The organism is Thalassobacter sp. 16PALIMAR09, from assembly GCF_000765485.1.
Classification (GTDB): domain Bacteria; phylum Pseudomonadota; class Alphaproteobacteria; order Rhodobacterales; family Rhodobacteraceae; genus Thalassobacter; species Thalassobacter stenotrophicus.
In genome coordinates this window covers 27783-49832 of sequence record NZ_JHAK01000003.1, presented here as the reverse complement: position 1 = coordinate 49832, position 22050 = coordinate 27783, and the positions used below count along the sequence as shown (strand labels likewise).

Annotated in this window: 26 protein-coding genes; 22 read left to right on the top strand and 4 right to left on the bottom strand. The window is 55.3% G+C overall.

Going from position 1 to position 22050, the window contains the following annotated elements; translation table 11 throughout:
• The first annotated feature begins 28 nt into the window (after nucleotides 1–28).
• The 3 genes from PM04_RS18405 (at nucleotide 29) to PM04_RS07625 (ending at nucleotide 2298) form a co-directional block, all read left to right on the top strand.
• Nucleotides 29–694, top strand: a complete 666-nt coding sequence (locus PM04_RS18405) for a DUF882 domain-containing protein (protein WP_081946010.1) — start codon at nucleotides 29–31, stop codon at nucleotides 692–694.
• A gap of 87 nt (nucleotides 695–781) precedes the next feature.
• A complete protein-coding gene (locus PM04_RS07630; RefSeq protein ID WP_052068364.1) occupies nucleotides 782–1567 on the top strand; it encodes an AAA family ATPase in 786 nt (261 codons plus the stop codon).
• 11 nt (nucleotides 1568–1578) lie between these two features.
• Nucleotides 1579–2298, top strand: coding sequence for a sigma-70 family RNA polymerase sigma factor (locus PM04_RS07625; protein ID WP_038005440.1), 720 nt, complete (start codon nucleotides 1579–1581; stop codon nucleotides 2296–2298).
• A gap of 443 nt (nucleotides 2299–2741) precedes the next feature.
• Here the strand turns inward: PM04_RS07625 and PM04_RS07620 are convergent, their stop codons facing one another.
• On the bottom strand, nucleotides 2742–3869 hold the full coding sequence (locus PM04_RS07620; protein WP_234702851.1) for a sigma-54-dependent Fis family transcriptional regulator: 1128 nt from the start codon (nucleotides 3867–3869) through the stop codon (nucleotides 2742–2744).
• Between the two features lie 225 nt (nucleotides 3870–4094).
• Here PM04_RS07620 and PM04_RS07615 point away from each other — a divergent pair, with 225 nt between their 5' ends.
• From PM04_RS07615 to PM04_RS07525, 19 genes are all read left to right on the top strand, one after another.
• Nucleotides 4095–5261, top strand: a complete 1167-nt coding sequence (locus PM04_RS07615; protein WP_038005438.1) for a sigma 54-interacting transcriptional regulator — start codon at nucleotides 4095–4097, stop codon at nucleotides 5259–5261.
• Between the two features lie 9 nt (nucleotides 5262–5270).
• Nucleotides 5271–5609 (top strand): flagellar hook-basal body complex protein FliE, encoded by a 339-nt coding sequence (gene fliE, locus PM04_RS07610; protein ID WP_038005437.1) that lies wholly within the window; start codon nucleotides 5271–5273, stop codon nucleotides 5607–5609.
• 40 nt (nucleotides 5610–5649) lie between these two features.
• A complete protein-coding gene (gene fliF, locus PM04_RS07605; RefSeq protein ID WP_038005435.1) occupies nucleotides 5650–7419 on the top strand; it encodes a flagellar basal-body MS-ring/collar protein FliF in 1770 nt (589 codons plus the stop codon).
• Nucleotides 7420–7443: 24 nt separating this feature from the next.
• Nucleotides 7444–8484: a flagellar motor switch protein FliG gene (gene fliG, locus PM04_RS07600; protein WP_038005432.1), complete on the top strand. Its 1041-nt coding sequence runs from the start codon at nucleotides 7444–7446 to the stop codon at nucleotides 8482–8484.
• Nucleotides 8484–9374, top strand: a complete 891-nt coding sequence (locus PM04_RS07595; RefSeq protein ID WP_052077292.1) for a FliH/SctL family protein — start codon at nucleotides 8484–8486, stop codon at nucleotides 9372–9374. Before fliG ends, PM04_RS07595 begins: the two co-directional genes overlap by 1 nt.
• 4 nt (nucleotides 9375–9378) lie before the next feature.
• Nucleotides 9379–10701: a FliI/YscN family ATPase gene (locus PM04_RS07590; protein ID WP_038005430.1), complete on the top strand. Its 1323-nt coding sequence runs from the start codon at nucleotides 9379–9381 to the stop codon at nucleotides 10699–10701.
• The gene (locus PM04_RS07585) at nucleotides 10701–11120 is read left to right on the top strand and encodes a hypothetical protein (protein ID WP_038005428.1); all 420 of its coding nucleotides are present in this window, start codon (nucleotides 10701–10703) and stop codon (nucleotides 11118–11120) included. Before PM04_RS07590 ends, PM04_RS07585 begins: the two co-directional genes overlap by 1 nt.
• Nucleotides 11121–11201: 81 nt before the next feature.
• On the top strand, nucleotides 11202–12902 hold the full coding sequence (locus tag PM04_RS07580; RefSeq protein WP_038005426.1) for a flagellar hook-length control protein FliK: 1701 nt from the start codon (nucleotides 11202–11204) through the stop codon (nucleotides 12900–12902).
• A gap of 22 nt (nucleotides 12903–12924) precedes the next feature.
• Entirely contained in the window at nucleotides 12925–13518 is a 594-nt protein-coding gene (gene fliL / locus PM04_RS07575; protein WP_038005423.1) for a flagellar basal body-associated protein FliL, read from the top strand.
• Nucleotides 13519–13534: 16 nt separating this feature from the next.
• Nucleotides 13535–14521 carry a flagellar motor switch protein FliM gene (gene fliM, locus PM04_RS07570; RefSeq protein WP_038005421.1) on the top strand — a complete coding sequence of 329 codons (987 nt, stop codon included), beginning with the start codon at nucleotides 13535–13537 and terminating at the stop codon, nucleotides 14519–14521.
• A 9-nt stretch (nucleotides 14522–14530) separates the two neighbouring features.
• Nucleotides 14531–14830 (top strand): flagellar motor switch protein FliN, encoded by a 300-nt coding sequence (fliN, locus tag PM04_RS07565; protein ID WP_038005419.1) that lies wholly within the window; start codon nucleotides 14531–14533, stop codon nucleotides 14828–14830.
• Nucleotides 14831–14877: 47 nt separating this feature from the next.
• Nucleotides 14878–15192 carry a hypothetical protein gene (locus tag PM04_RS07560; protein ID WP_038005417.1) on the top strand — a complete coding sequence of 105 codons (315 nt, stop codon included), beginning with the start codon at nucleotides 14878–14880 and terminating at the stop codon, nucleotides 15190–15192.
• Nucleotides 15176–15943: a flagellar type III secretion system pore protein FliP gene (gene fliP, locus PM04_RS07555; protein WP_152594017.1), complete on the top strand. Its 768-nt coding sequence runs from the start codon at nucleotides 15176–15178 to the stop codon at nucleotides 15941–15943. The genes PM04_RS07560 and fliP overlap by 17 nt, the downstream gene beginning before the upstream one ends.
• A 3-nt stretch (nucleotides 15944–15946) precedes the next feature.
• Nucleotides 15947–16213, top strand: a complete 267-nt coding sequence (fliQ, locus tag PM04_RS07550; RefSeq protein ID WP_038005414.1) for a flagellar biosynthesis protein FliQ — start codon at nucleotides 15947–15949, stop codon at nucleotides 16211–16213.
• Nucleotides 16210–17031 (top strand): flagellar biosynthetic protein FliR, encoded by an 822-nt coding sequence (gene fliR, locus PM04_RS07545; protein WP_038005412.1) that lies wholly within the window; start codon nucleotides 16210–16212, stop codon nucleotides 17029–17031. The genes fliQ and fliR overlap by 4 nt, the downstream gene beginning before the upstream one ends.
• Nucleotides 17031–18182 (top strand): flagellar biosynthesis protein FlhB, encoded by a 1152-nt coding sequence (locus PM04_RS07540; RefSeq protein WP_038005410.1) that lies wholly within the window; start codon nucleotides 17031–17033, stop codon nucleotides 18180–18182. Before fliR ends, PM04_RS07540 begins: the two co-directional genes overlap by 1 nt.
• Nucleotides 18179–18412, top strand: coding sequence for a hypothetical protein (locus PM04_RS07535; protein WP_038005409.1), 234 nt, complete (start codon nucleotides 18179–18181; stop codon nucleotides 18410–18412). The genes PM04_RS07540 and PM04_RS07535 overlap by 4 nt, the downstream gene beginning before the upstream one ends.
• A gap of 223 nt (nucleotides 18413–18635) precedes the next feature.
• Nucleotides 18636–19463 carry a hypothetical protein gene (locus PM04_RS07530; protein ID WP_038005407.1) on the top strand — a complete coding sequence of 276 codons (828 nt, stop codon included), beginning with the start codon at nucleotides 18636–18638 and terminating at the stop codon, nucleotides 19461–19463.
• Between the two features lie 107 nt (nucleotides 19464–19570).
• Complete coding sequence (locus PM04_RS07525; protein ID WP_038005402.1) at nucleotides 19571–20230, top strand: DUF2628 domain-containing protein; 660 nt, start codon at nucleotides 19571–19573, stop codon at nucleotides 20228–20230.
• Nucleotides 20231–20319: 89 nt separating this feature from the next.
• Here the strand turns inward: PM04_RS07525 and PM04_RS07520 are convergent, their stop codons facing one another.
• The 3 genes from PM04_RS07520 to PM04_RS07510 all read right to left on the bottom strand — a co-directional run bounded on the left by PM04_RS07520 (nucleotide 20320) and on the right by PM04_RS07510 (nucleotide 21982).
• Nucleotides 20320–20838 carry an invasion associated locus B family protein gene (locus PM04_RS07520; RefSeq protein WP_038005399.1) on the bottom strand — a complete coding sequence of 173 codons (519 nt, stop codon included), beginning with the start codon at nucleotides 20836–20838 and terminating at the stop codon, nucleotides 20320–20322.
• A gap of 189 nt (nucleotides 20839–21027) precedes the next feature.
• Nucleotides 21028–21732 (bottom strand): histidine kinase, encoded by a 705-nt coding sequence (locus PM04_RS07515; protein WP_038005397.1) that lies wholly within the window; start codon nucleotides 21730–21732, stop codon nucleotides 21028–21030.
• Nucleotides 21704–21982 carry a hypothetical protein gene (locus tag PM04_RS07510; protein ID WP_038005938.1) on the bottom strand — a complete coding sequence of 93 codons (279 nt, stop codon included), beginning with the start codon at nucleotides 21980–21982 and terminating at the stop codon, nucleotides 21704–21706. Before PM04_RS07510 ends, PM04_RS07515 begins: the two co-directional genes overlap by 29 nt.
• Between the last annotated feature and the right edge of the window lie 68 nt (nucleotides 21983–22050).

Here is a 22050-nt window from a genome sequence, read left to right as displayed (position 1 = left end):
TGCAATCTCTTTTGGAAGGGGACAGGCCATGACACAGCGAAGCGTTCTGACACGTAGGGCGGTGTTCGCAGGCGCTTTGTCAATTCCTGGAACCGGTATAGCCGCCCCATTATTGGATTTGACCAATGGTGGTGGGCTTTTTTCCAAGCCATCAGGTCAAAGCGGTGCTCTTGATTTGTTTGGGGAGCCATCTTCAGCGAGCCGTGATTCCAATAGAAGCCAAGCTAAATTTCGGGCATCGCATCCGTTTCAGATAGCCCTACACAACCCAAACACTCATGAATCTCTAACGGTATCGCTACGTGCGAACGCCGGCTTAAACGTTACCCAAACCAGCCAGATTCACAGATTTTTGCGCGATTGGCGGCGCAATGAAATCAAAGAAATTGATAATAACATACTGAAAACGTTCCTTGAAATATGTGATCACTTCGGACGCGACGACAGTCCGGTTAGAGTTCAAGTAACATCCGGCTATCGGTCCAAAGCGACAAATGATCACCTCCGCAGGTCTAGTCAAAACGTCGCTCGAAATTCGCTGCATGTGCAAGCGCGGGCAATTGATTTTTCACTGCCAGACGTCCCGATATCCGCACTGGCCCGCACAGCGCGCCGGATATGTCCTGGCGGCGTGGGTCGATATCCAAGCTTTGTTCATATCGATAGCGGTCCTCTACGCCGATGGTCGGCTTAGGGCTGTGGCACATCAAGATACATATTTCCTCCACCTAATGATGTTTGGCCTGATTCATGCATTCCCGTGTCGGCACCGGAGATTGAAATGACGACAGTAATAACAATTGCAAGCGGCAAAGGCGGAGTTGGGAAATCGTCCCTCGCCATCAATTACGCGCTCAGACTGCAAGCCATCGCTGGGAACACGCTGCTCGTCGATGCAGACTTGCTAGCCGCCAATGTTCACATTCTTTTGGGCCATAAACCGAAAAAGGATCTGATTAGCGTTCTGGACGGTGAATGCAGAATAACCGATGCGATCCAAGATACTACGGGCGCGCTTTCTGTTTTACCGGGGCGCACTGGTGCCAGTGTTAAAGTCGAAAAAGACGGTGATCCACTACAAGATCTTATCCCACAACTTCGCGACACTATGGATGGGACTAAGTTTGTGGTCGTTGATGCCCCAGCGGGTTCCGGTCGTTCTGTACTCAACTCTATGGCCAATTCCGACCATGTTGTGATTGTTCTACTTGGACAAGCCACGAGTTTTGTAGATGCCTATGCGCTGATCAAGAATGCCTATCTTGAGTATCGCATCACGCAATTCAATGTCGTGGTGAATATTGCTGACAGTAAATCTCAGGCACAGTTAGTCTTTGACAATTTCGCACGCACAGTTGCCAATTTTCTACCAGTTTCTCTGTCCTATAGTGGTCATGTGACACAACGCGACGCGATCGCTCAGTCCGCCATACGCTGTAAGCCTATTGTGCAATTACCTGGTGAGCAGCGACAAATCGCAGATTTTGACACCATGCTCAAAAATATTCTGGCCTCTCCACGTAATAGTGCCAAAGCGGCCGGTACTACGGTTAACAGCGTTAGCTGAACACCATCCATATGAATGGCTATACCTCTTCTCAGACCAACATAGAACAAATCGTGCGCGAGCATGAGGTTTTGGTTCGTCGTATAGCCCATCGCGTACATTCCCGTATGCGCTCAATCATTGAGTTCGACGATCTTTTGCAAATCGGACTAATTGGCCTGATCGAAGCGGCACAAAGGTACACTCGACAGGAGGGTGTATCATTTGAGAACTACGCGGTAATCCGCATACGCGGCGCAATGAACGACTTTCTTCGCAAAAATTCGGTTCTGAGCCGTAAATCAATGAAGATCAATCGAGCGGTAAACGCGGCACGCGATCGGCTAGAGCAAGAGCTTGGACGTACACCCGAAAAATCTGAACTGGCGAGCGCCGTAGCAATGTCGCTTAACGAGTTCAACGAATGGGAACAAATTCTCAACGCGAGTTACCAAAACTCTATTGAGGAGGAATATGACGAACACTCAATGTGGTTTGCCAGCCAAGATGCCCCAATTGAGCAGATGTTGGATGGGTCACGCCTCAAGCTTGCTTTGCTTGACGCGCTAAAACAACTACCTGACCGCGAAGCAATGGTTTTACAGCTCTACTACGTTGAAGAGCTCAACATTTACGAGATTGCCGCGGTGCTAGATGTGTCGCCCGGGCGCATTTCTCAAATCAAGTCTGCCGCATTCAAGAGAATGCAGCCCTTACTTCATGAGTATTTCGAAGGGGTAACTCCGGAATGAATACGGCTTTGATTTACCCGAATGAAAAGGACACGTGTCGTGGAACACATTGATGTCGTGCATGTGACCGTTCAATCGGCTGAGATTACCTTGATAGGACATGACACTGATCCGCACTTGGTTGTGAATGGGACGCTTAAGAACGTTGCGCGTGGCCATGTCGTTCTGACGCTTCAATCGGCACAGTGCAGAGCGGTTGGTATCATCGGTACGCTTGAAATCGAAGAAAATCGGCCCGTGATGCAAGCGAGTGTCACTGTTGGGCGCAGTCAGTTTGACACACTTATTTCCCTACTAAGCGGCACACCGCCGAGACCTGCGTCCGTTTTATTGGCGTTACGGGAACGACTAATATTGACAGAAGATGGTTATTTACAACCGGATACACTTCGCCATTGCTCAATTGTAGATATATCTTGGAGTATCCCCGTCCAATAGCTCGCTTAATTATCTACAGATGCATCACAGCTAATACCATATTTCCGCATTTTAGCAGTGAGCGTCGTACGTTTTAGATCTAAATGCTGCGCTGCGCGTGATACATTATTGTCGGCCAAGTCCAACGCAATTTCGATTGTATCCTTTTCTTGCGACGCAAGATGGTCCTTGACGGAAAAGACAGGCTTATTTTCAAGGAACTCACGGATCGCGTCGCGTGAAACTGACAGCCCATCAGTGGCTTCTGACATCGAATCGCAGGAAGAGACTTGTTCTGATCGAGGCAGAACTTGGATTGCATTCCAGATTTGCTCCTGCTCGTCGACCAGCTTGATCTCACCGAACAACAACCTCCGAACCCACGCATTGTCGATCGGCTCACCACGTGACAAGACGGCCGCGCGTTGAAAGAAATTTTTGAGTTCTCGTACGTTCCCTGGCCAATCATAGCGCATCAACTCATCCAGACCCGCCTGTGTCATCTCTGGCGCAATCAACCCAGTACCATCGTTTTCCATCTGCTCCGCCATCTTGCTGAGCAGCTCGGGGATATCGGACAAACGGTCCTTGAGGGGAGGCACTCGAATCTCAATGACAGACAAACGAAACATCAAATCTTCACGGAAGAGGCCACGGGCAGTCTTTGCCTTTAGATCCTGATGCGTCGCACAAACAAGACGAAAGTCCACCGCCGTTTCCTTGTTGGATCCGATGCGTGAGATCGTTCGCGTCTCAAGAACGCGAAGTAATTTTGTCTGCAAATCCAGTGGCATATCACCAATTTCGTCAAGAAAAAGTGTGCCACCATCGGCTTCTTCGAAGCGTCCAACCCTGCGGCTTGCCGCACCGGTAAACGCACCTTTCTCATGGCCGAATAATTCAGCTTCCAAAAGATCGCGGGGAATAGCTGCACAATTTACACTCACCAGAGCGCCATTCCGCTTTGACTTTGCGTGCACTGTCTGCGCGACAAGCTCTTTTCCGGCGCCGGTTGGACCACTCGTCAAAATATTGACATTATAGGGTGCCGCATTTTGAATATCAGCCAACATACCAGCAATTGCGGGGGACCGCCCCACGATCAAATTGTCTTGGTAACGCCCATTAATTGACGGAGACATTTTTTTATCCATTTTTAAATACCATTAATTGTCAACAATATTGCCAATGGCACTTAACAATGCAATCTCGACAAAAGTATCAAACGGATACAAATTCAATCGAAAGAGATAGAGTGAACAAAGGACACGCATCCCGCATCTTTTTCCACTCACACGTAAAATTTACGAAAAAATATTTCTGTATACCGACTCTTGGCATCAGACTTGCCTTGTAGACCTCAATAAGGAGGCCTGAGCATGCCACGCGCTATAATCGATGCAGTACAATTTGCCCTAGCTGGCAAAATTTTGCAATTACTGCAGGAGCATTCCGTTGAGGCAATTGAATATGCAGATTTTGATACATCACAAAAGCGCAGTGGCACAGATTTCTTAGTTCTATCGCAGGATCGCGCAGAAACACTGGCGAAAGATGGCGGTCTGATTGAGGCGGCAAAAGCCATTGGCGCACGGTCGGTTTTGGTCATCAATGAAAACGCGACCGAGTATTCCGTAACTACTGAATTGGGTGGAAAAATCGCAATCGTTGCTTTGGGCAATCAGATCACCGATGAATACGCCGCCCTCTTTATAGTTGCGTTGCTACACGGCACCGGCCGAGCAATCGTGCGAAATTCAAACGTTGTACGACTATTTGATATGGCTGCGCGGGTAGCCCAGGCAGACGTCAGTGTTTTTATCAACGGCCCAACCGGCAGCGGCAAAGAAGTGATGGCAAAGTACATCCACGCCCGCTCCACCCGAAGTGCTGGCGAATTTGTGGCGATTAACTGCGCTGCAATCCCCGAAAACATGCTGGAAGCCATGTTGTTTGGGCATACCAAAGGCGCGTTCACTGGCGCTGCCACCGCAAATGTTGGGCTGATCCGCGCGGCAGATGGGGGCACGCTTCTGCTGGATGAAATCTCGGAAATGTCGATGACGCTTCAGGCCAAGTTACTGCGCGCCATTCAGGAAATGGCCGTGACCCCGCTTGGCGGCAACCGTCAAATTGATGTCGATATCCGCGTCCTCGCCACGTCCAACCGCAATATGCAGCAAGAATGTAGCGCGGGGCGTTTCCGTGAAGACCTCTTCTATCGGCTCAACGTTTTTCCCGTGGCAACGATGCCATTGTCCGAACGGCCAGACGATATATTGCCAATCGCGCAAGAGTTTTTGGTTCGTCACGTACGCGATGTTACCGATGTAGCCTATCTGGCCCCCTGCGCGATCCGCGCCCTAGAGGCCTACGACTGGCCCGGCAACATCCGCGAGTTGGAAAATGTCATCCAACGGGCGCTGGTCCTGAAATCAGGTCCTTGCATCACCGAAGACGCCATTATGATCGACCAGTTTTCGACCCAGTTTTCCTATCCACAGGCAGCGATGGGGCAGGCCGTAGCCGCGCCCCACAAGACATAGGAGGTAAACATGACAAGTGTTCCAGCAGTCGGAGCTACGACTTCGATCACCGCCACAGATGCCCTGAACCGCGCCAAAGAAATGACACAGCGCGCGGCCGGCAACGGCATCGAAATGCGCCCAGACGGCCCAAGCTTTGGCGAACGGCTCAAGGACTCGCTCGACAATGTCGCCGAAGCCCAAGGTGACGCCGCAAAACTGGTCCGCGATTTTGAAATGGGCACAGAAACAGACCTGACCAAAGTTATGGTGGCACAGCAGGTGTCATCGCTCGGATTTCAGTTGACCCTGAATGTCCGCAACAAAGCGCTCAGCGCATACAAAGACATAATGAACATGCCTGTTTAGGGCAGACCACTAGTAGAACAGAATTGAGGACAACAGGCACATGAGCGACCGCTCTACCAACTCTCCTATTGCGCCAGCACGCGCGGGTTTCTCGACCCGTGTGACGCAGACGTTGGAAGAGCTGCGTATGGTCTACACCCAGCCTGCGGTTCAGCGGGCGTTCCCTGTTATCGCTGCGGCATTGCTCGTTGTGCTAGGCCTAATTCTCTACATGTCGCTGCAAGTGCCGCAGCGCACGACGCTGTTTGCCTCCCTGCCGGAAGCCGAAAAGGCCGCGGTGCTGGACGCGCTGCGCAACTCGGGCACCGATGTGCAGATCGACCCTGCAACAGGCGATGTGACTGTGCCCGTCTCTGACTACTATAACTCTCGGATGACGCTTGCGGCACAGGGCTTGCCCCAGTCCATGCCGGATGGCTACAGCGCCCTTGCGGATATGCCGATGGGCACATCCCGCTCCGTTGAGAGTATGCGCCTTAAGCAAAGCCAAGAAATTGAGCTGGCTCGTTCGATCAATGAGATTGACGTAATTTCGGCATCACGCGTGCACCTTGCCATCCCCGAACGGTCAGCATTCGCGCGCAATGCGCAGAACCCCACTGCATCGGTCTTTGTACAGGTCAAAGCCGGTCGCAGCCTTAGCTCGCAACAGGTCACGGCGATTGTGAACCTCGTATCCTCGTCCATCGCAAATCTGCCCAAAACCGCCGTCACGGTGGTCGATCAGAATGGCCGTCTTTTGTCGGACACCGTGGACGACCCCGCCACAACATTGGCAGATCGGCAGCTAGAATATCAACTGCGCCTAGAGGACATTTACCGCACACGGATCGAAAGTCTCCTGACGCCGATCGTCGGGCCCGGCAATGTGTCGGCGCAGGTCAGCCTCGAAATTGATTTCACGCGCCGCGAGATCACAGAGGACATGGTCGTCCCGGACCAATCCGCCCTGCTGAGTGAGCAGATGGCGCTTGAAGAAGAAGTATCACAGAATAACCGCGGCATCCCCGGTGCTGTTTCCAACACCCCTCCCCCCACACCCGCCCTTGAGGAAGGGGCAGGTGATGCGGTCGAGGGTGGCGGCGGTCCGGAATCGACGATGCGGTCGTCCAACAACCTGCGCAACTATGAGATCAGCCGCAAAGTCTCATCCGAAAGCAGCCCCATGGCGATGCTCGCGGGAGTCCATGTGGCCGTCCTGCTGCGCGAACAAGACCCCCTCCCCATCACTGAGGACGACGAAGAGGCCGTCGCCCCGCCCTCAATCGGCGTGGACCCCACGCGCATTAGGGAAATCAAGGCACTGGTTGAACGCTCTGTCGGCATCAATGGCGCACGCGGCGACACACTGATCGTGTCGAGCTTGCCGTTCATCTCACCTGAGGCGGTCATCGCCTCCATGTCCGGTGATTTGGAACAAAAATGGCATGAGGACCCTTGGGTCCGGAACATGTTGCGCAACCTGTTGGGCGTTGCGGTGCTGGCGGTTGTCACGCTGGGGATTGTTAAACCCCTGCTCACCCAGTTCCTGACCGCACCGGGCGATGCCTACAGCACGCGCAAGATTAGCTCTGATGATGGCGACATTATCGATATGGAATCCATCGAGATGGAGGCAGGTCAAACGCTGGAAGAGATCAAAGCCAAGCTCAAGCCCAAGAAATCAACCATCTCTGCCGAGATGTTGGATACCGCCAACAGCTACGACGACAAGATCAGGCTCATTCGCATGATCGTCGGCGACGAAGCAGGCCGCGTTTCCAACGTGTTCAAGGCCATGATGGAAGAAGACATGGACCAAGCAGGATGATCCGCGAGCGGGAGGGATAGCCGCATGGACGGAGCAAACGCTGCAACCGAAGAAGCAGCCGAAATCACCGCACGCCTGACCGGAACGCAAAAATCTGCGATCCTGATGATGCTGCTGGGTGAAGAAGAAGCCGCCGAAATTCTCAAGCACCTCAGCCCCCGCGAGGTGCAACACCTTGGGGCGGCCATGTATTCCGTGCGCGGGACTGATCAGGAAACGGTGAATGCCGTACTTGACGAATTTTTGGCGATTATCAAACAGCAGACAAGTCTGGGTCTGGGCGCAGGCAACTACATCCGCAACGTTCTGAACCGCGCCCTGGGCGAGGATAAGGCGCAATCGGTCCTTAGTCGGATTACCCCGGCGAGCAGCGAACGGCCCATCGAAATTCTGGACTGGATGGACGCCCGGTCTATCGCCGAACTTCTTCAGGACGAACACCCGCAGATTATCGCGCTGGTGTCGTCCTATTTGGACTACAGCCTCGCCTCCGATGTTCTGAACCTATTGCCGCACGATTTGCAGCCTCAGATCATTCACCGCATCGCGACGCTAGAAACCGTGGACCCAGAAGCCCTGCGTGAACTGGAAGCCGTGATGCAGATGAAGTTCAAGGCAAACACCAGCCTGCGGTCGTCAAAAGTTGGCGGCGTAAAAGCTGCCGCGAAGATCATGAACTTCACCAAAGCCAATATGGAAAAACGCATCCTTGGCGCGATCAAACGCGAAGACAAGGAACTGATGGGCGCGATCCAAGACAACATGTTCACCTTCGAAAACCTCGGCATGTCGGACGACCGTTCGCTTCAGACCCTGCTCAGGGCACTGGAATCCGAGGACCTGATCATGGCAATGAAAGGCGCGCCCGAAGACCTGCAAGAGAAGCTGTTTGGCTGTATGTCCTCACGAGCCGCCGCCAACATTAAAGACGAAATGGAAGTCCTTGGACCTGTGCGTTTGACCGAGGTGCAGACCGCGCAGAAGAAGATCATCGAAGTTGCGCGTAAAATGTCCGACGAAGGCACAATCGTGCTGGCGGGTCGCGGCGGCGATGAGATGGTCTAATGAGCCGCATCCGCGAGAAAAAAGCCCCCCCTGCGGCGAATATTGAGGCCCTGCTCGCATTGGGACGATCTGCCACGACCGGGCAATTCGCCAAGACTGTTCGCAGCACAAGCGACACGACCTTTCGCGCCCTAGCTTGGAGCGACGTTGCCGTACCATTGGCCGATCAGCCGCCCGTGCCGGTCGAAGATTCCCCCGAAGGCGAAACCACCGCAGACGCTGAGGACACGAGCGAAACCACCGAAATACCGACAGAGGATGATCATCCGTCCGAACCGGTTGAAACAGAGGCCGCCCCAGAGCAAGAGGTGGAACCAGACCCCGAAATCGCAGAAGACGCTCAACCATCGGATGAGCCGCCCGCCCCTCCCGCGATTGACGAGGCTGAGTTGCAACGCATCCGCGATGATGCCTACGCCGAAGGTTTGTCAGCTGGCAAAGCCATGACCGAAAGCGCGCGCGAACACGAACTAAGCGTGCAGCTTCAACAGCTCGAGCAGATCATCGCACGGCTTGGTGCAGACGACCTGATCGAGACAGATGTGCTATCTGGGCGCATTCATGCCTCGGTGCTTGAACTCGCGTCACAGCGCATTGGCTTTGCGCTAGAGGACATGCCCGACGTGATGATCACGCGGATTGAAACCTTGATCGCGGACATGGCTCATCTGGCGGGCATACGGGAATTATTCGTCGCCCCCGATGATCTGGAACTTGTGCGACGTGGGTTTGACACGCAGCAAAATCCACCGCCCTTGCAATTGCGGAGCGACCCATCCCTGCACCGTGGCGACGCGCGCCTCCGGGTGGGCGGGGCCGAAATAAGCGACACGCTGGATTGGGCAGACCCCGAGCCTGTTGAGGAGCCGCCCGTTAAGGCGGACGCCTAGCGGCATGAACTTAACCGACCAAATCATGCGCCCCGTGGGCAATGCGGCGGGAAAAACAACGCTGAGCGGCCGTGTATCGCGCTATGATGGCCTACTGCTGGAATGCGACGGGTTTCCCGTGTCTGTTGGTTCTGTCTGTTCGGTCCAAACGGCGCATGGTGTCGATGTTCTGGGCGAGGTGATCGGCTACGACGAAGGCCGCAACAAGCTAATCCTATACGAATCCGGTGCAGCTGTGCAGGCAGGCGCGCGCGTATCGCTGTTGGATCAGGGCATTTCAGTCGATGTCGGCGATGCCTACTTGGGCCGCGTTGTTGACGCATTGGGCCGTCCCCTCGACGACCAAGAGGTCCCAAAGGGCGCATCCAGCGTGCCTTTGAATGGCCAGATGCTCAACCCGCTGGCGCGCGCCCTGATCCCTGGCGCGCTTGATGTCGGGGTTCGCGCGGTCAACGGATTGCTGACGATTGGCTGCGGACAGCGGATTGGGATCATCGCGGGCTCTGGCGTTGGTAAATCCGTGCTTTTGGGCATGATGGCACGCTATACGTCGGCTGATGTCGTGGTTATGGGGTTGATCGGGGAACGCGCCCGTGAGGTTGGCGAAATGGTTCGCAGCATCATGGACCCCGCAGCCCGCGAGCGGATCAGCATCGTGGCCGTTCCGGCCGACCGCTCACCCCTATTGCGCATCCGGGCTGCACGCCGCGCAACCGCACTTGCCGAGCATTTCCGTGATCGGGGCAAGAACGTACTGCTCATCATGGATTCGTTAACCCGCGTGGCCCATGCCCAACGAGAAATCGGCCTAGCCTTGGGCGAGGCACCGACCTCCAAGGGGTATCCGCCGTCTGTCGTTTCAATGATCCCGACCCTGATTGAACGCGCAGGCATGGGTGTTGGCGAAAACGCAGGCTCCATCACCGGGATCTATACCGTTTTGGCCGATGGTGATGACGACAACGACCCAGTCGTTGATACCGCCCGTGCCATTCTTGACGGGCACATCGTCCTCAGCCGGTCCATCGCGCAAATGGGCATTTATCCCGCGATTGATATTCCCTCATCCATCAGCCGCGTGATGAACGACATCGTGACACCACAACAACAAGCCGCGGCCCGCAAATTCAAACGCATGGTCTCTCTTTACAACGAAAACAGGGACTTGATGCTCATGGGCGGCTATATTTCGGGGCAGGATAGCGATCTGGATGAAGCCGTAGCATCATGGCCGAAAATGATGTCCTTCATCAGCCAATCCGCCGGCCAAAGCGCAAGCCTGTCCGAAAGCCAACAAACCCTAAGCGCGATCGTTGGGCGTGTGTGATGAGCGACCGCAAGGTCAAACTGCTCAAGAACATGGCGCTGAAAGAGCAAGCGCGCATGCCGCAGTATGTGCAGCGCCAAAAGAGCCTAATCAAGGAAATCACCCATCTAGAAGACCTATTGGTACGGATCAAAAAGCTACGCGAAGACGCCCGCAGTAACGACGTGATGCAGGCACACCGATTGCAAACTAACCGCTGGTACGAATTACGCCTGATCGAAGAGATGCAGACGCTCGACAACAAGCTTGAGTTTCTACGCACCGAGCTGGAGCAAGTGACCGCGACGATTGCGCAAATCGGGCACAAAGTGCAGCGGGTGTCTGAAAAAGCCCAAGACGCCCAGCGCACCGCGAAACAAGACCGCGAAGCCAAGCAGGAGCACGCAAACGCGGCACCTTTCAGGATCAAACGGACCTGACGCGATTTTGCCACCCAGACTGCACGGATTGGCACCCTGCTTGCATTATTTTTCCGATCAAATGGATAAGCGACACCTCTGATGAACGGACCAACACAGATTTTGGACTTAGGGCAGGGCTTTTTGCGGCCTATGTCTGCCCCACAGGGCGGCCCCCGCGTCGTACCTGCATCTGTGTCCGCTGAGTTGGGGGCCATTCCGACGCAAGGCGTGGATGAGGTGTTCTCAGATGCACTCGCCGTGGCGCAGAGTGCTGAGTTCCTTCCGAAATCTCAGCAAGCGGATCTGACCGATCTAGTGCCCGACGCACCCAGCAATATTCTGACGGTACCAGAGGTGCCAACCGTCGATATCGCGGCCATCACCGCATTGCTGAACGCCGCGCCTCAAACGCAGGCGTTGCCTAAGCTTACGCTGCCCCAAGGGCTAAAGGCGCCAACAAAAGACGCATTGATCGACACCACTGAGGTCGAGATGATGCTGGCCCCTGTCGATCAAACGCTAGGCGCATCATTACCTGTGGCTCAAGTCACCTTGGCCCTGCACTCCACCGATGTGCCCACTGATTTGACCGAAGCTGCACCCAAGGTCATCTCTGACATCGACATTATCTTGGATACTGCTCCACAATTGGTTTCGCAGCCAGTTGGCCAAGCCATCACCAGTGTTCCCGTTACCGAATTGGTGGCAGCCAAGGCTATCTCACCTCATTTCGAAATGCTCCCCTACCCTGCTGCTAAGGTTGTCCCGCTTAGCCAAGGCGGGAACTCCAACGAAGGTGTGACCCTACCTGCTCCGGCGGAATTCAAAGGCCTGCCACAGCAAAGCCCATCGCCCCCGCTGACCAACCTTGGCCCAGTGACAGACGCCGTCTCGGTCGAGGTGAAGCCAGTCGAAGCCACTGATGCTTTGCAAGCACCAAAGCCACACAGCACCGTCGCCCGATCGATCGTCCAAGCAACTGCGGTCACACCTGAGGTTGCGCAACAGGCTACAATCCCAGCCACATCAGTGGCCCCGGAACTAACGACGATCGCCCCCGCGATGACGGTAGCCTCCGCACAGCCGATATCGCGCAAAACAGACCCCGCGCGCATACCCACGGACCCGGCACCGACCATCGGGCTGAGCATTGATGACGCCACTGGATTGAACACCAAAACAATAAGTGACCAAGGCGCGATCCTGCAATCAACCGCTCGGCTGCGCGGGACACTGCCGCGTGACGCCACACCTCAACTGCCCCCTGAAACCCGCCCAAGCGGCGAGGCAACAGTGATGACCTCAGCCGCAGTTCCAACCAGCACCACCGGTGCCCCTGCGCCCGGCCCAACGTCTGCCCAAGGGCCGATGCAGCAAAGCGCGATGGCGGGTGCCATGCTGGACGTGCGCCACCAAGGCTGGACCAAAACGCTCGTGAACCGCGCTGCACAATCCGTGCAGGCTGGCGGCACCCTTACCCTCAGCATCCTGCCGCAGCACTTGGGGCAAATTACGCTCAAGCTGAGCGAAGGGCGCAAGGGCATGGAACTGCGCATCACCGCAGAGGTCGCCTCCACAGCCTCGATGCTGCGCGGCGTCGAAACGCAGATTTCAGGCGCGTTTAATGAGGCGGGCCTAAAGCTTGCCTCGTTCTCCGCAAACACTGGCGGGCAAGGCAAAGGCGGCGACACCCCGAATGAACGTCGTGACACCGCCAGCATAGCAGCCTCCGCAAATACAGTTGATGAGGCAACGCAGGCCGCTGCGGACACCTCATCCCTGATCAGCATCATCGCATAAGAATTCGAACGAGGACCCAGACATGAGCGAAGAAGAAGACGAGCCAAAGAAAAAATCCGGCCTAGTCAAAATCTTGATCATGGTATTCGCCGCATTGGCAGTGCTGGGCATTGGCCTTGGCGCTGGGTATTTTATGTTTGGCACGCAGCCCCATTCCCCAGAGGAGTTGGCGTCTGAGATCATCGAACGCAACGGTGCCGCTGCCCCCGAAGCGGAGCCTGAGGAAGAGGGCGAAGGAGAAGAGGGCGAGGGCGAGCGCCGCTCCAAGGTTGTCAAGGAAAGTTCCAAGGAAGAGGTCTTTCAGACGCTCTACTATGAGATTCCTGGCAACCTAACGACCAACCTGCGGGACTCGCGGCGGTTCTTGCAGTTGGGGATCGGCGTTTCGACGCAATACGATCAGGAAATCCTTCGTAACGTCGAAATGCACCTGCCTGCGATCAAGGCCGCGATCCTCGAAACGCTCAGCGACTACGGCGAAGAAGACGTTGTTGGCCGCGAGGCACGCAGGCTGTTGTCCGAAGACCTGCGGGATTCAATCAATGTTGAACTGGAACGGCTAGAAGGTTTCGGTGGCATCGAGGGCGTTCACCTGACGTCCTATGTGATGCAATAGCCCCGAGAAAGCCGGCATGTCGTCCTCCAAAAAACTCTCGCAAGACGAAGTCGATGCGCTGATCAGCAGCCTCGATCAAAACGGCAGCGCGTCGGGCGTTGGCACCGTTTCCGAAAAGGATGTGCGAGACTTTGCCTTTGGTGAAGACGATCTGTCACTGCTCGGCGATTACTACGCCCTACGCGTGATAAATGAGCGGTTTGCCCGCCTTGCACGGGTCGTGTTTCAACCGATGCTGCGGGTTCAACCGCGTATCTCGGCACAGATGCCGACGGTCAAAACCTTTGACGAGTATTGCGAAGGCGCCGCATCACTGATGAGCCTGAGCACCTCTCGCATTGATGAGCTGCGCGGCACCAAGATGATGGTAATCCAGCCTGAATTCATCTCGGCGCTGACGAACGCCTACTACGGCGGCGACTTGGGGCTCAAATACATGCCCCGCAATGAATTCACGGCCACTGAAACCCGCGTCATTGAGATCATCACCGAAGGTCTTAACAAAATACTTCTGATGGCATGGCAAGATCTGATGCCCCTCACCTTCTCGGAACACGCCCGCGAAGAAAACCTGCAATTTGCATCATTCGTCGAAGGCACTGAGACGATCATCGTGTGTTCATTCGTGGTGCAATTGCCCAAAAGCGAACCATCCTCAATCGACATCCTGTATCCGCTACAGACCCTCAAACCGATTGCTGCGCAACTGAGGTCACGAATGCAGTCCGAAGTGATCGACGATGACCTGACATGGCGCGAGCGGCTTGAACACGCCGTCATGCAGGTCCCTTTGCCGCTCAATGTACAACTGGGCAAACCCAAGTTTTCGCTCCGCAGCATGTTGGCCATGGAAATCGGCGATGTGTTTCCGATCAAACTGACGGAAGGGCTGAGTGTGATTGTCAAAGGACAGAAAATGTTTGTCGCCGATATTGGCGAGGTTGGCGGCACAAGCGCCATCACGATCACCCGCAAGCTGGATAAATCCAGCGCAGAAAAGTGAGTTTTCAATATGTCAGATGATGATCAGCAAACCCTCCCGCGCGTCAGCGAAGCCGACAAACTGCGCGCCCTCGAGAACATCGAAGTTGAGATGTCGATTGAGGTTGGCCGCACTGAAATCACAATCGCGGACCTTTTGCGCCTGAACGAGGGGTCGGTGGTTGAACTGGACCGCCTTGCAGGTGAGCCGCTGGATATCTTGGTTAACGGAACGATGATCGCAAAGGGCGAAGTCGTCATGGTTGGTGAACGTTTCGGCATCCGCTTTTCCGACATTGTGGACCCCGAAAAACGCGTTGAACGGATCTAGAGCTCCAAAGATCACCCCCCGTCTGACCCAGAACCGGAGCCCGGCACATGGCCACAGTCAACCCTGATCTAAACAGCATCTTCATCGTGCTCGCGTTCTTGGGTGCGCTGATTGCGGTGCGTCAAATTATTGTCGCAAAGGCGGGAACAATCAAAGCCAAGCTCGGCACAAGCGAGCGTGAGATCGTTCTATTGGACGCCTATAAATTGGAACGTTCGCTACAGGTGTCATTGCTAAATATTGGCGGCTCGCGCGTTGCGGTTTTACATGGTGCGCGCGGCCAAGCCGCGATAATCAAACTAGAGGATGGCGCGTCAGTCGACCTGAACACTCTGAAGGGCGAGCATGCTGATGCCCCCTAGATCGTTCGCACCATTCGGCCTAGCTGCCCTGCTGATCACGCTTGCCGGGCCAGCACTGTCGCAAGGTGTGATTGACGGAATGCCCGCGCTAAACGTGCGCACAGGCGAGAACGGTGAGACGACCTATTCGCTCTCGCTCCAGATTTTGGCGCTGATGACGGTGCTCACGATCCTGCCGTCTTTCCTACTGGGCATTACGGCGTTCACACGCATCATCATCGTCCTGTCAATCCTGCGCCAAGCCATGGGGACGCAACAAACGCCGCCCAATCAAGTCCTGATCTCAATCGCACTATTCCTGACGTTCTACATCATGGCCCCAACGTTTGAGCAGATGTACACGCAGGCGATCTCACCCTACTTGAACGGTCAACTCGGACCGGTGCCCGCCATCGAACTGAGCGCATCGATCCTACGCGATTTCCTAATCCTCAACACCCGAGAAGCCGAATTGGCGATGTTCGCCGAAATGGCTGGCGATGCGCCCTACGGCAGCAATGATGAGGTCCCGTATACAGTCCTCTTTCCTGCGTTCATCACATCTGAGCTAAAGACCGCGTTCCAAATCGGCTTCTTGTTGTTCCTGCCGTTCCTTGTGATCGACTTGGTCATCGCATCCATCCTGATGTCGCTGGGCATGATGATGCTCAGCCCGATGCTGGTCTCCCTGCCGTTCAAGCTGCTGCTGTTCGTGCTGGTGGATGGCTGGGCGATGACCATCGGTTCCCTTGCATCGACATACGTGAACTAACCCATGGAGTTTGACGCAAATATCGAAAGCCTCCGCGGCGCATTTTGGCAAATCATCATGGCGTCCGGCCCGATTTTGGCTGTCGCGCTAGCGGTTGGACTGGTGATTGGGATTTTGCAGGCGGCAACCTCGATCAACGAGATGACCCTCAGCTTTGTGCCCAAACTGGTTATCGTATTGGCGGCCATGGCAGGTCTATCGACCTTTATGATGCAGCAGATGGTGGATTACTTCGCGACCATCTTTGAGCAGATCCGCCTTCTCCAATGATCGCGGAGGCCCCCAGTCTTGATGCGTTGATGGGGATCGGCGGGATCGAGTTGCAGCAGGTGTTTGACCTAGGACTGGTTTTCTTTCTTCATACCATTCGGCTCAGCGCGTTCTTTCTATCGGCGCCGTTTTTTGGCGCAGCGGCAATCCCGGTACAGGCGCGTATTATCGTAGCCGTCTTGATTTCATCTGCCCTCTTTGGCCTGATCGAAGTCCCGGACCCACGCAGCCTTCCGTTTCTCGCATTGGTCGAGGTGATCTTTATCGAAGTCGCGATTGGGCTGTCGCTGGGGCTCATCCTCTCGGTGCTGTTTTCCTCTGTCGCACTGGCGGGCGAAAAGATCGCTGCCTCGGCGGGGTTGGGCTTTGCCGCGCAGGTCGACCCCAATTCAGGCGGCCAAACCCCGGTTGTGAGCCAAATTCTCAACCTATTCGCCATTGCCGTGTTCCTGTCGATGGACGGGCATCTGCACTGTATCGCGATCATGCGCATGACCTACGAAGTCCTCCCCTTGGGGCAATTGCGCGACATGTCGTTCTTGATTTCGGCAGGTTTGGATTCCGGCGGCCATATGTTCGCTATTGCATCCCTTCTGTCGCTGCCTGTGGTTTCAATACTCCTGCTGGCCAACGTGACTGTGGGCGTGGTCACCCGATCAGCACCGCAGCTAAACCTCTTTTCATTCGGCTTTCCCCTCACGATCCTGACGTGTTTCTTCGCGCTCTACTTGGCAACAACGCCCATGGGCTACGCGATCCGAGACATGGTTGAGTTCGTCCTAGAATTCGTGCGCGATACAGTGGCGGGGGCGAACTGATGGCAGAAGGCGCAAGCGAAGGCCAAGAAAAGACAGAGGACCCAACCCAGAAACGGTTGGAAAAAGCCAAGGAAGACGGTCAGGTCGCCAGCTCAAAAGAGCTATTCGTTTTCTCAACGCTGCTGGTGGGGCTGTTACTATACATCGGGCTAATGCCATTGATGCCGTCGCTGCTACAGGAATGGTCCAGCCTCTTTTCTTTTGCGGGCCAAAAGGGCGTCATGGATGAGATTTATCGCAACCTCGGCGCCAGCTTTCAGTTCATGTTTTGGAAATCAGTGATCTTTGCGATACCGCTTCTGATCATCGTGATTTTGACCCAAATGGGCATGTCGGGCGCGATCAACTGGTCCAGCTCAGCACTGGCGTTCAAGCCCAACCGCATCAACCCGCTGAGCGGGATCAAGCGGATGTTTTCCGTGAAGGCCTTGGTCGAGATGCTTAAGGCAATTGGCAAGGTAACGTTGTTGATCGGGACTGCACTGCTGGTCTTTATGGCCACAATTGATGCGCTGTTCACCACGCCCAGCACCCACCTGATGGGGGGGCTTTCACGCATGGGCGACGTGTTTTTGCTGCTGATCATTGTCTTCTTGTTGGTGCTGGCCGCGATCTCTGTCTTTGACGTGATCTGGTCTCATTACCAACACAACGAACAGCTGCGCATGACCCTCCAAGAGGTCAAGGACGAGAGCAAGCAAACCGAAGGCTCACCCGAGGTGAAGGCCAAAATCCGCAGGATGCAGATGACGGCTGTATCCCGCGCCAAAGAGCGTAAAGCCGCGATGGAGGCCGTCCCAACGGCAACCGCAATCATCACCAACCCGACCCACTTTGCCGTTGCTCTGAAATATGAAGTCGGCACCGAAGGCGCGCCAATGATCTTGGCCATGGGGCGCGGAAATCAGGCGCAAGAAATTATCGAGATCGGCAAGGACGCGGGCGTCACGATCTTTCGTAACGAATTGCTCGCGCGGGCTCTCTATTTTGCAGGTCAGATTGGCGATGAAATTCCGGGGCCGCTTTATACCGCCGTCGCCGCGGTGCTGGCGTTTATCTATCGGCTAAACAACGACGAACAGGTTGATCCCCCCGATGTGGATTTGCCGGAAGACATGCGTTTTGACGAAAACGGAAAGGTCATTTCATGAAAAACCCCCAACACCGCCCCCGCGCACACCGCAGCCGAGGCGAAATGATAAGCACGTTCTGCTTCGTCCTTGTCGGCCTGTTTTTCGCCGGGGAAGCGCGTGTTTTATGGCATGAGGGTGCACGGTTGAAAGGCGGCGCCATGGGGCTGTGCGCCGTGCTGTGTGTGGCCGCTGGCCTACGGTTTCACATCCACAATTTGTGGCTGAAACTGGCGGGTTATCGCAAATGAAACCCACAGCATCAACCAAGCGAACCACGCAGGGCGTTTGCGGTGACTGCAAGTATCTGGGCGTGACCTATCAACCCCACCAACCCTGGAGTTGTGCGCGTTTTGGCTTCAAATCGCGGGAGCTACCGGCGCGCGTGGTCCTGCGGGAAACTGGCACAGAATGTGCATACAAAACCCCAAGGGCGCGGCGCAGCCCCAAACCTTGAGGACAGGACCGAAGACAATGGCCACGACACCGCTGAAAAAGGCCCAGACGGCCGATTTGGATCAAAGCATCCAGATAGCTTTGGACGCAGCCGACGCCTCTATGGATGTCACGGCTGAATTTGAGCGTATCTCGGCACAATTCGCGGAGACTGCGACAAAGGCTGAACGGCTAGAGAAAATCTCACGGATCAGTCTGATTGCTGCGGGCAGCATCGCGGTTTTGGCTGTGGTGATCATGGGTATGGTTTGGCAACGCTCGTCCTCGGGGTTGCAACGGCTCGCCGCGACGAACACCCAGCTGTTAACCATCCTGACCGAAAACGTCACCGCATTCGAAGAGCGCATGGCCCCGCTGGCCGTGATGGAAAAAAAGGTCGCCGGACTATCCGAAACCCTTACTGGCATCCAAACTAGCCTCGAAACAATCTCGGTCGATGCGTCGCAAATGACGGACTTGCGTGCCAACGTCGCGCAGATCATCTTGGATTTGCCCGGATTAGAGACCCAAGAAGCCGCTCAAATTCGCGCTGAAACCATCAACAACACAACAGCCGATCGCATCGCGACCTTGAACGGCGAACTCGCCATGAGCGTTTCTGTTGCCACCCAAGACGCGCTGGCTGTCCAGTTAGATGCCTACAAGGCACTGGCCGCGGACATCTCCGAGGCGGTGGGCGCAATGGACACTAGTGGCGGTTCGGCCGCCGCAGCTGAATTGCAGGAAAAACTGGACGCACGTATCAATGAGATGAACATGCGACTGAACCGCGTTGTTGAGGCGAATACCACCGCCACCAGACGCCGCGCCGCACCACCCCAAGCTGATGTGATCAAATACCCCTGATGGACGGGTCGTCGGATTTTGCACCGAAAAAGGCTGCACCTCGATCCCCTCCACCACCGGGCCCGATACGCCTGACCAAGACCAGATCGCAGGGCGCGAGCCACAACATGTTGCTGGAAAAAGGCGACTTGGTTGTCGCGGTGAACGGCATCCTGTGGACGCGCCTCGCATCAGTACAGAAAGCCATTTCCAAACTAATCGAGAGTGACACCGGCCCGGTCCTGTTGACCGTTTGGCGCGATGGACAGGTGTTCAACATCTTCACCGACGCACCCCTTGATAGCAAATGGGAGGTTCTGGAGGAGCCTGAGGTAAGCCAGCTAGAGGGTATCAAGCCAACGAAACTGCCCAAAGACAACAAACGCCTTACCCGCTTTGCGATCTATGTCGGCAGCGGCTCTGTGGCAAATGTGGTTGAGTTGCGTCGCTCATTCTGGGCGATGCTGGTCCCGCCATTTTGGCTGGTGTTTCAACGACAGTGGGAGGCTTTGATCGGCCTATTGTGCGTTTTGCTGACCGCCGCTGTAATCCATCCATGGTTCGGGACAGGGCTGTACTTGGCCATATGTATTTATGTTGGCCGTCGACAGATATCGCTGCTTGAGTTCGCGATGACGCGTGAGGGCAAGCGCAAGGTCATGATTTTGGCGGCGGCGTCCGATCTGGAGGCGCAGGACGTGGCTTTGAAATTTGATGACCAGCTTCAATTCAAGTTCGCTCCGCATGCGGCAAATGGATCGGATGAGGTCGATATCGGTTTGATTTAATCGACTCGTCTCAACGATAGTTTACATTTGATATCTTAAGATATCAACCAAATGCTGAAAAAAGCGCAAACTGGCCTTCGATGCCTACATTACTGCGCGCCTCGCAATGCCTCGATGCCTTCACCAAAACGGTTCAAATTCACGCGCAAAACAATCGGCTCCGCATCGGAATCCATTCGGTAGCCAAACAACATCGCCCCCGATGAACTCATTTGGGACACGGTCGCCTCATCCAATAGGATCGCGGCCTCGCAGATGGGTCCAAGGCACCGCTGCCAAACCATTTCCTGTTGCGGGGTCGCGTCCTTGTCGTCCAACCGAAAGACAGCCCCCCCAGGCAGGTAAACCCCGATAGGCACCTGCGCCAAAAGGATTGCGCCGCCATTTTGGGCTGGAAAGGCAGCAAACCGTCCCGCCAGTTCATTCGTATCAAGCACCGTTTGTTGCTGTACCAACTGGCAAAATGTCTGTGAAACGCTGACCGCATCACACGAAACGCGCCAATCGCCGAACGGCGTGTTGTTGGCAACGTCTTGGGCCGATGCGCCTGCAATGCTCACGACGGTCATGGCGATTGCGGCAAAAGCTGTTTTCAAATGGTTTTTCATAAAGTCACCTCAAGCAAAACTCTGGCACCGACGCAGAACCCTGACTGCCAAAACGACGCCCGAATGGGCGAAGGGCAGGCGCGGCAACACACCGATATCATTCACAATTGCACATAAACCGGCTCAAGCGAAAACCAAATGGCGCGAAATCTTGCGACAAACGCGCTCAAGCCCGCCTGAACGCAACCGTCAGATCATCTTGATCACGTCCCGATCGATCGACAAAACGTACCCCCGTCGCGCGATGTTGCGCACAAGCATCTCACTCACCATCTGGTTGCCCAACGTATCGCGGAGCCGCTTGATCCGCGTGGCGCCAGCGGCTTCATCGCAATCTTCGGCGGGTCGGCCAGAAATCATCCCCTCAATCTGCGCACCGGTCAGGATGTCATCATCCAACCGCGCCTCCGCCAACACCGAGAGCGTCTCTAACGCAGCATCTGTCAGCTTGAATTCCATGTTATTGAGCAAAACCACACGGTCAATCCGGCTCACGATCAGGGAGGAAACTTGCAAGCCCTGACGCTCAATCTCACCCATGCGGCGGTTGAGCCCAACCAAGGACACCAGAAACACCAACGCAGCAATCAAGAGCGAAGCCGCGAAGACAAGCAGTACATAAATCACCATGCGGTAACTGCTGAGGACATCGGAAAACGCGGTGCCGGACTGTGCGAGGATCTCTAACAAGCGCAATTCAGCGGCACCGGTCAGATCGTCATTTTCGATGAATATCTGCTCAACCCGTGCGTTAAACGCGTTTGCGTCCGGCAGCGTCAGAAACAACACAACGGCCGCAACCCCAAGGATGATGACGACCGCCGCGATGCCCAACGCCACGATGCGCGCACCTGAGCGGCGGGCCTCAGAAGCGGAGGAAATAGGTGCCGGCACTCTCTTTCCTTTCTGCGAGCCCCTCAGGGCCAAAAACGGAAACGACGTTCAGCAACTGCCACCCACCCCGTGCAATCCGCTGGGCAATCTCGGCCCTGGCGGCCTGAACAGTACAGGCGCCAGTGACCTCAACCACACCGTAGTGCAGGCGTAAGGGGTTGTCGCGCTTGGCCTTATAGTCAGCAAAGCACGCCGCAGTCGCGGGAAAGGCCATCATCAAAACGGCAAAGGTCAGAAAGATCTGTTTCATAGTTTGATCGTGAGCAACTGCGCGCAGATATTCAATATCCTTGCGCATGTTATCCAATATCAGCCCCC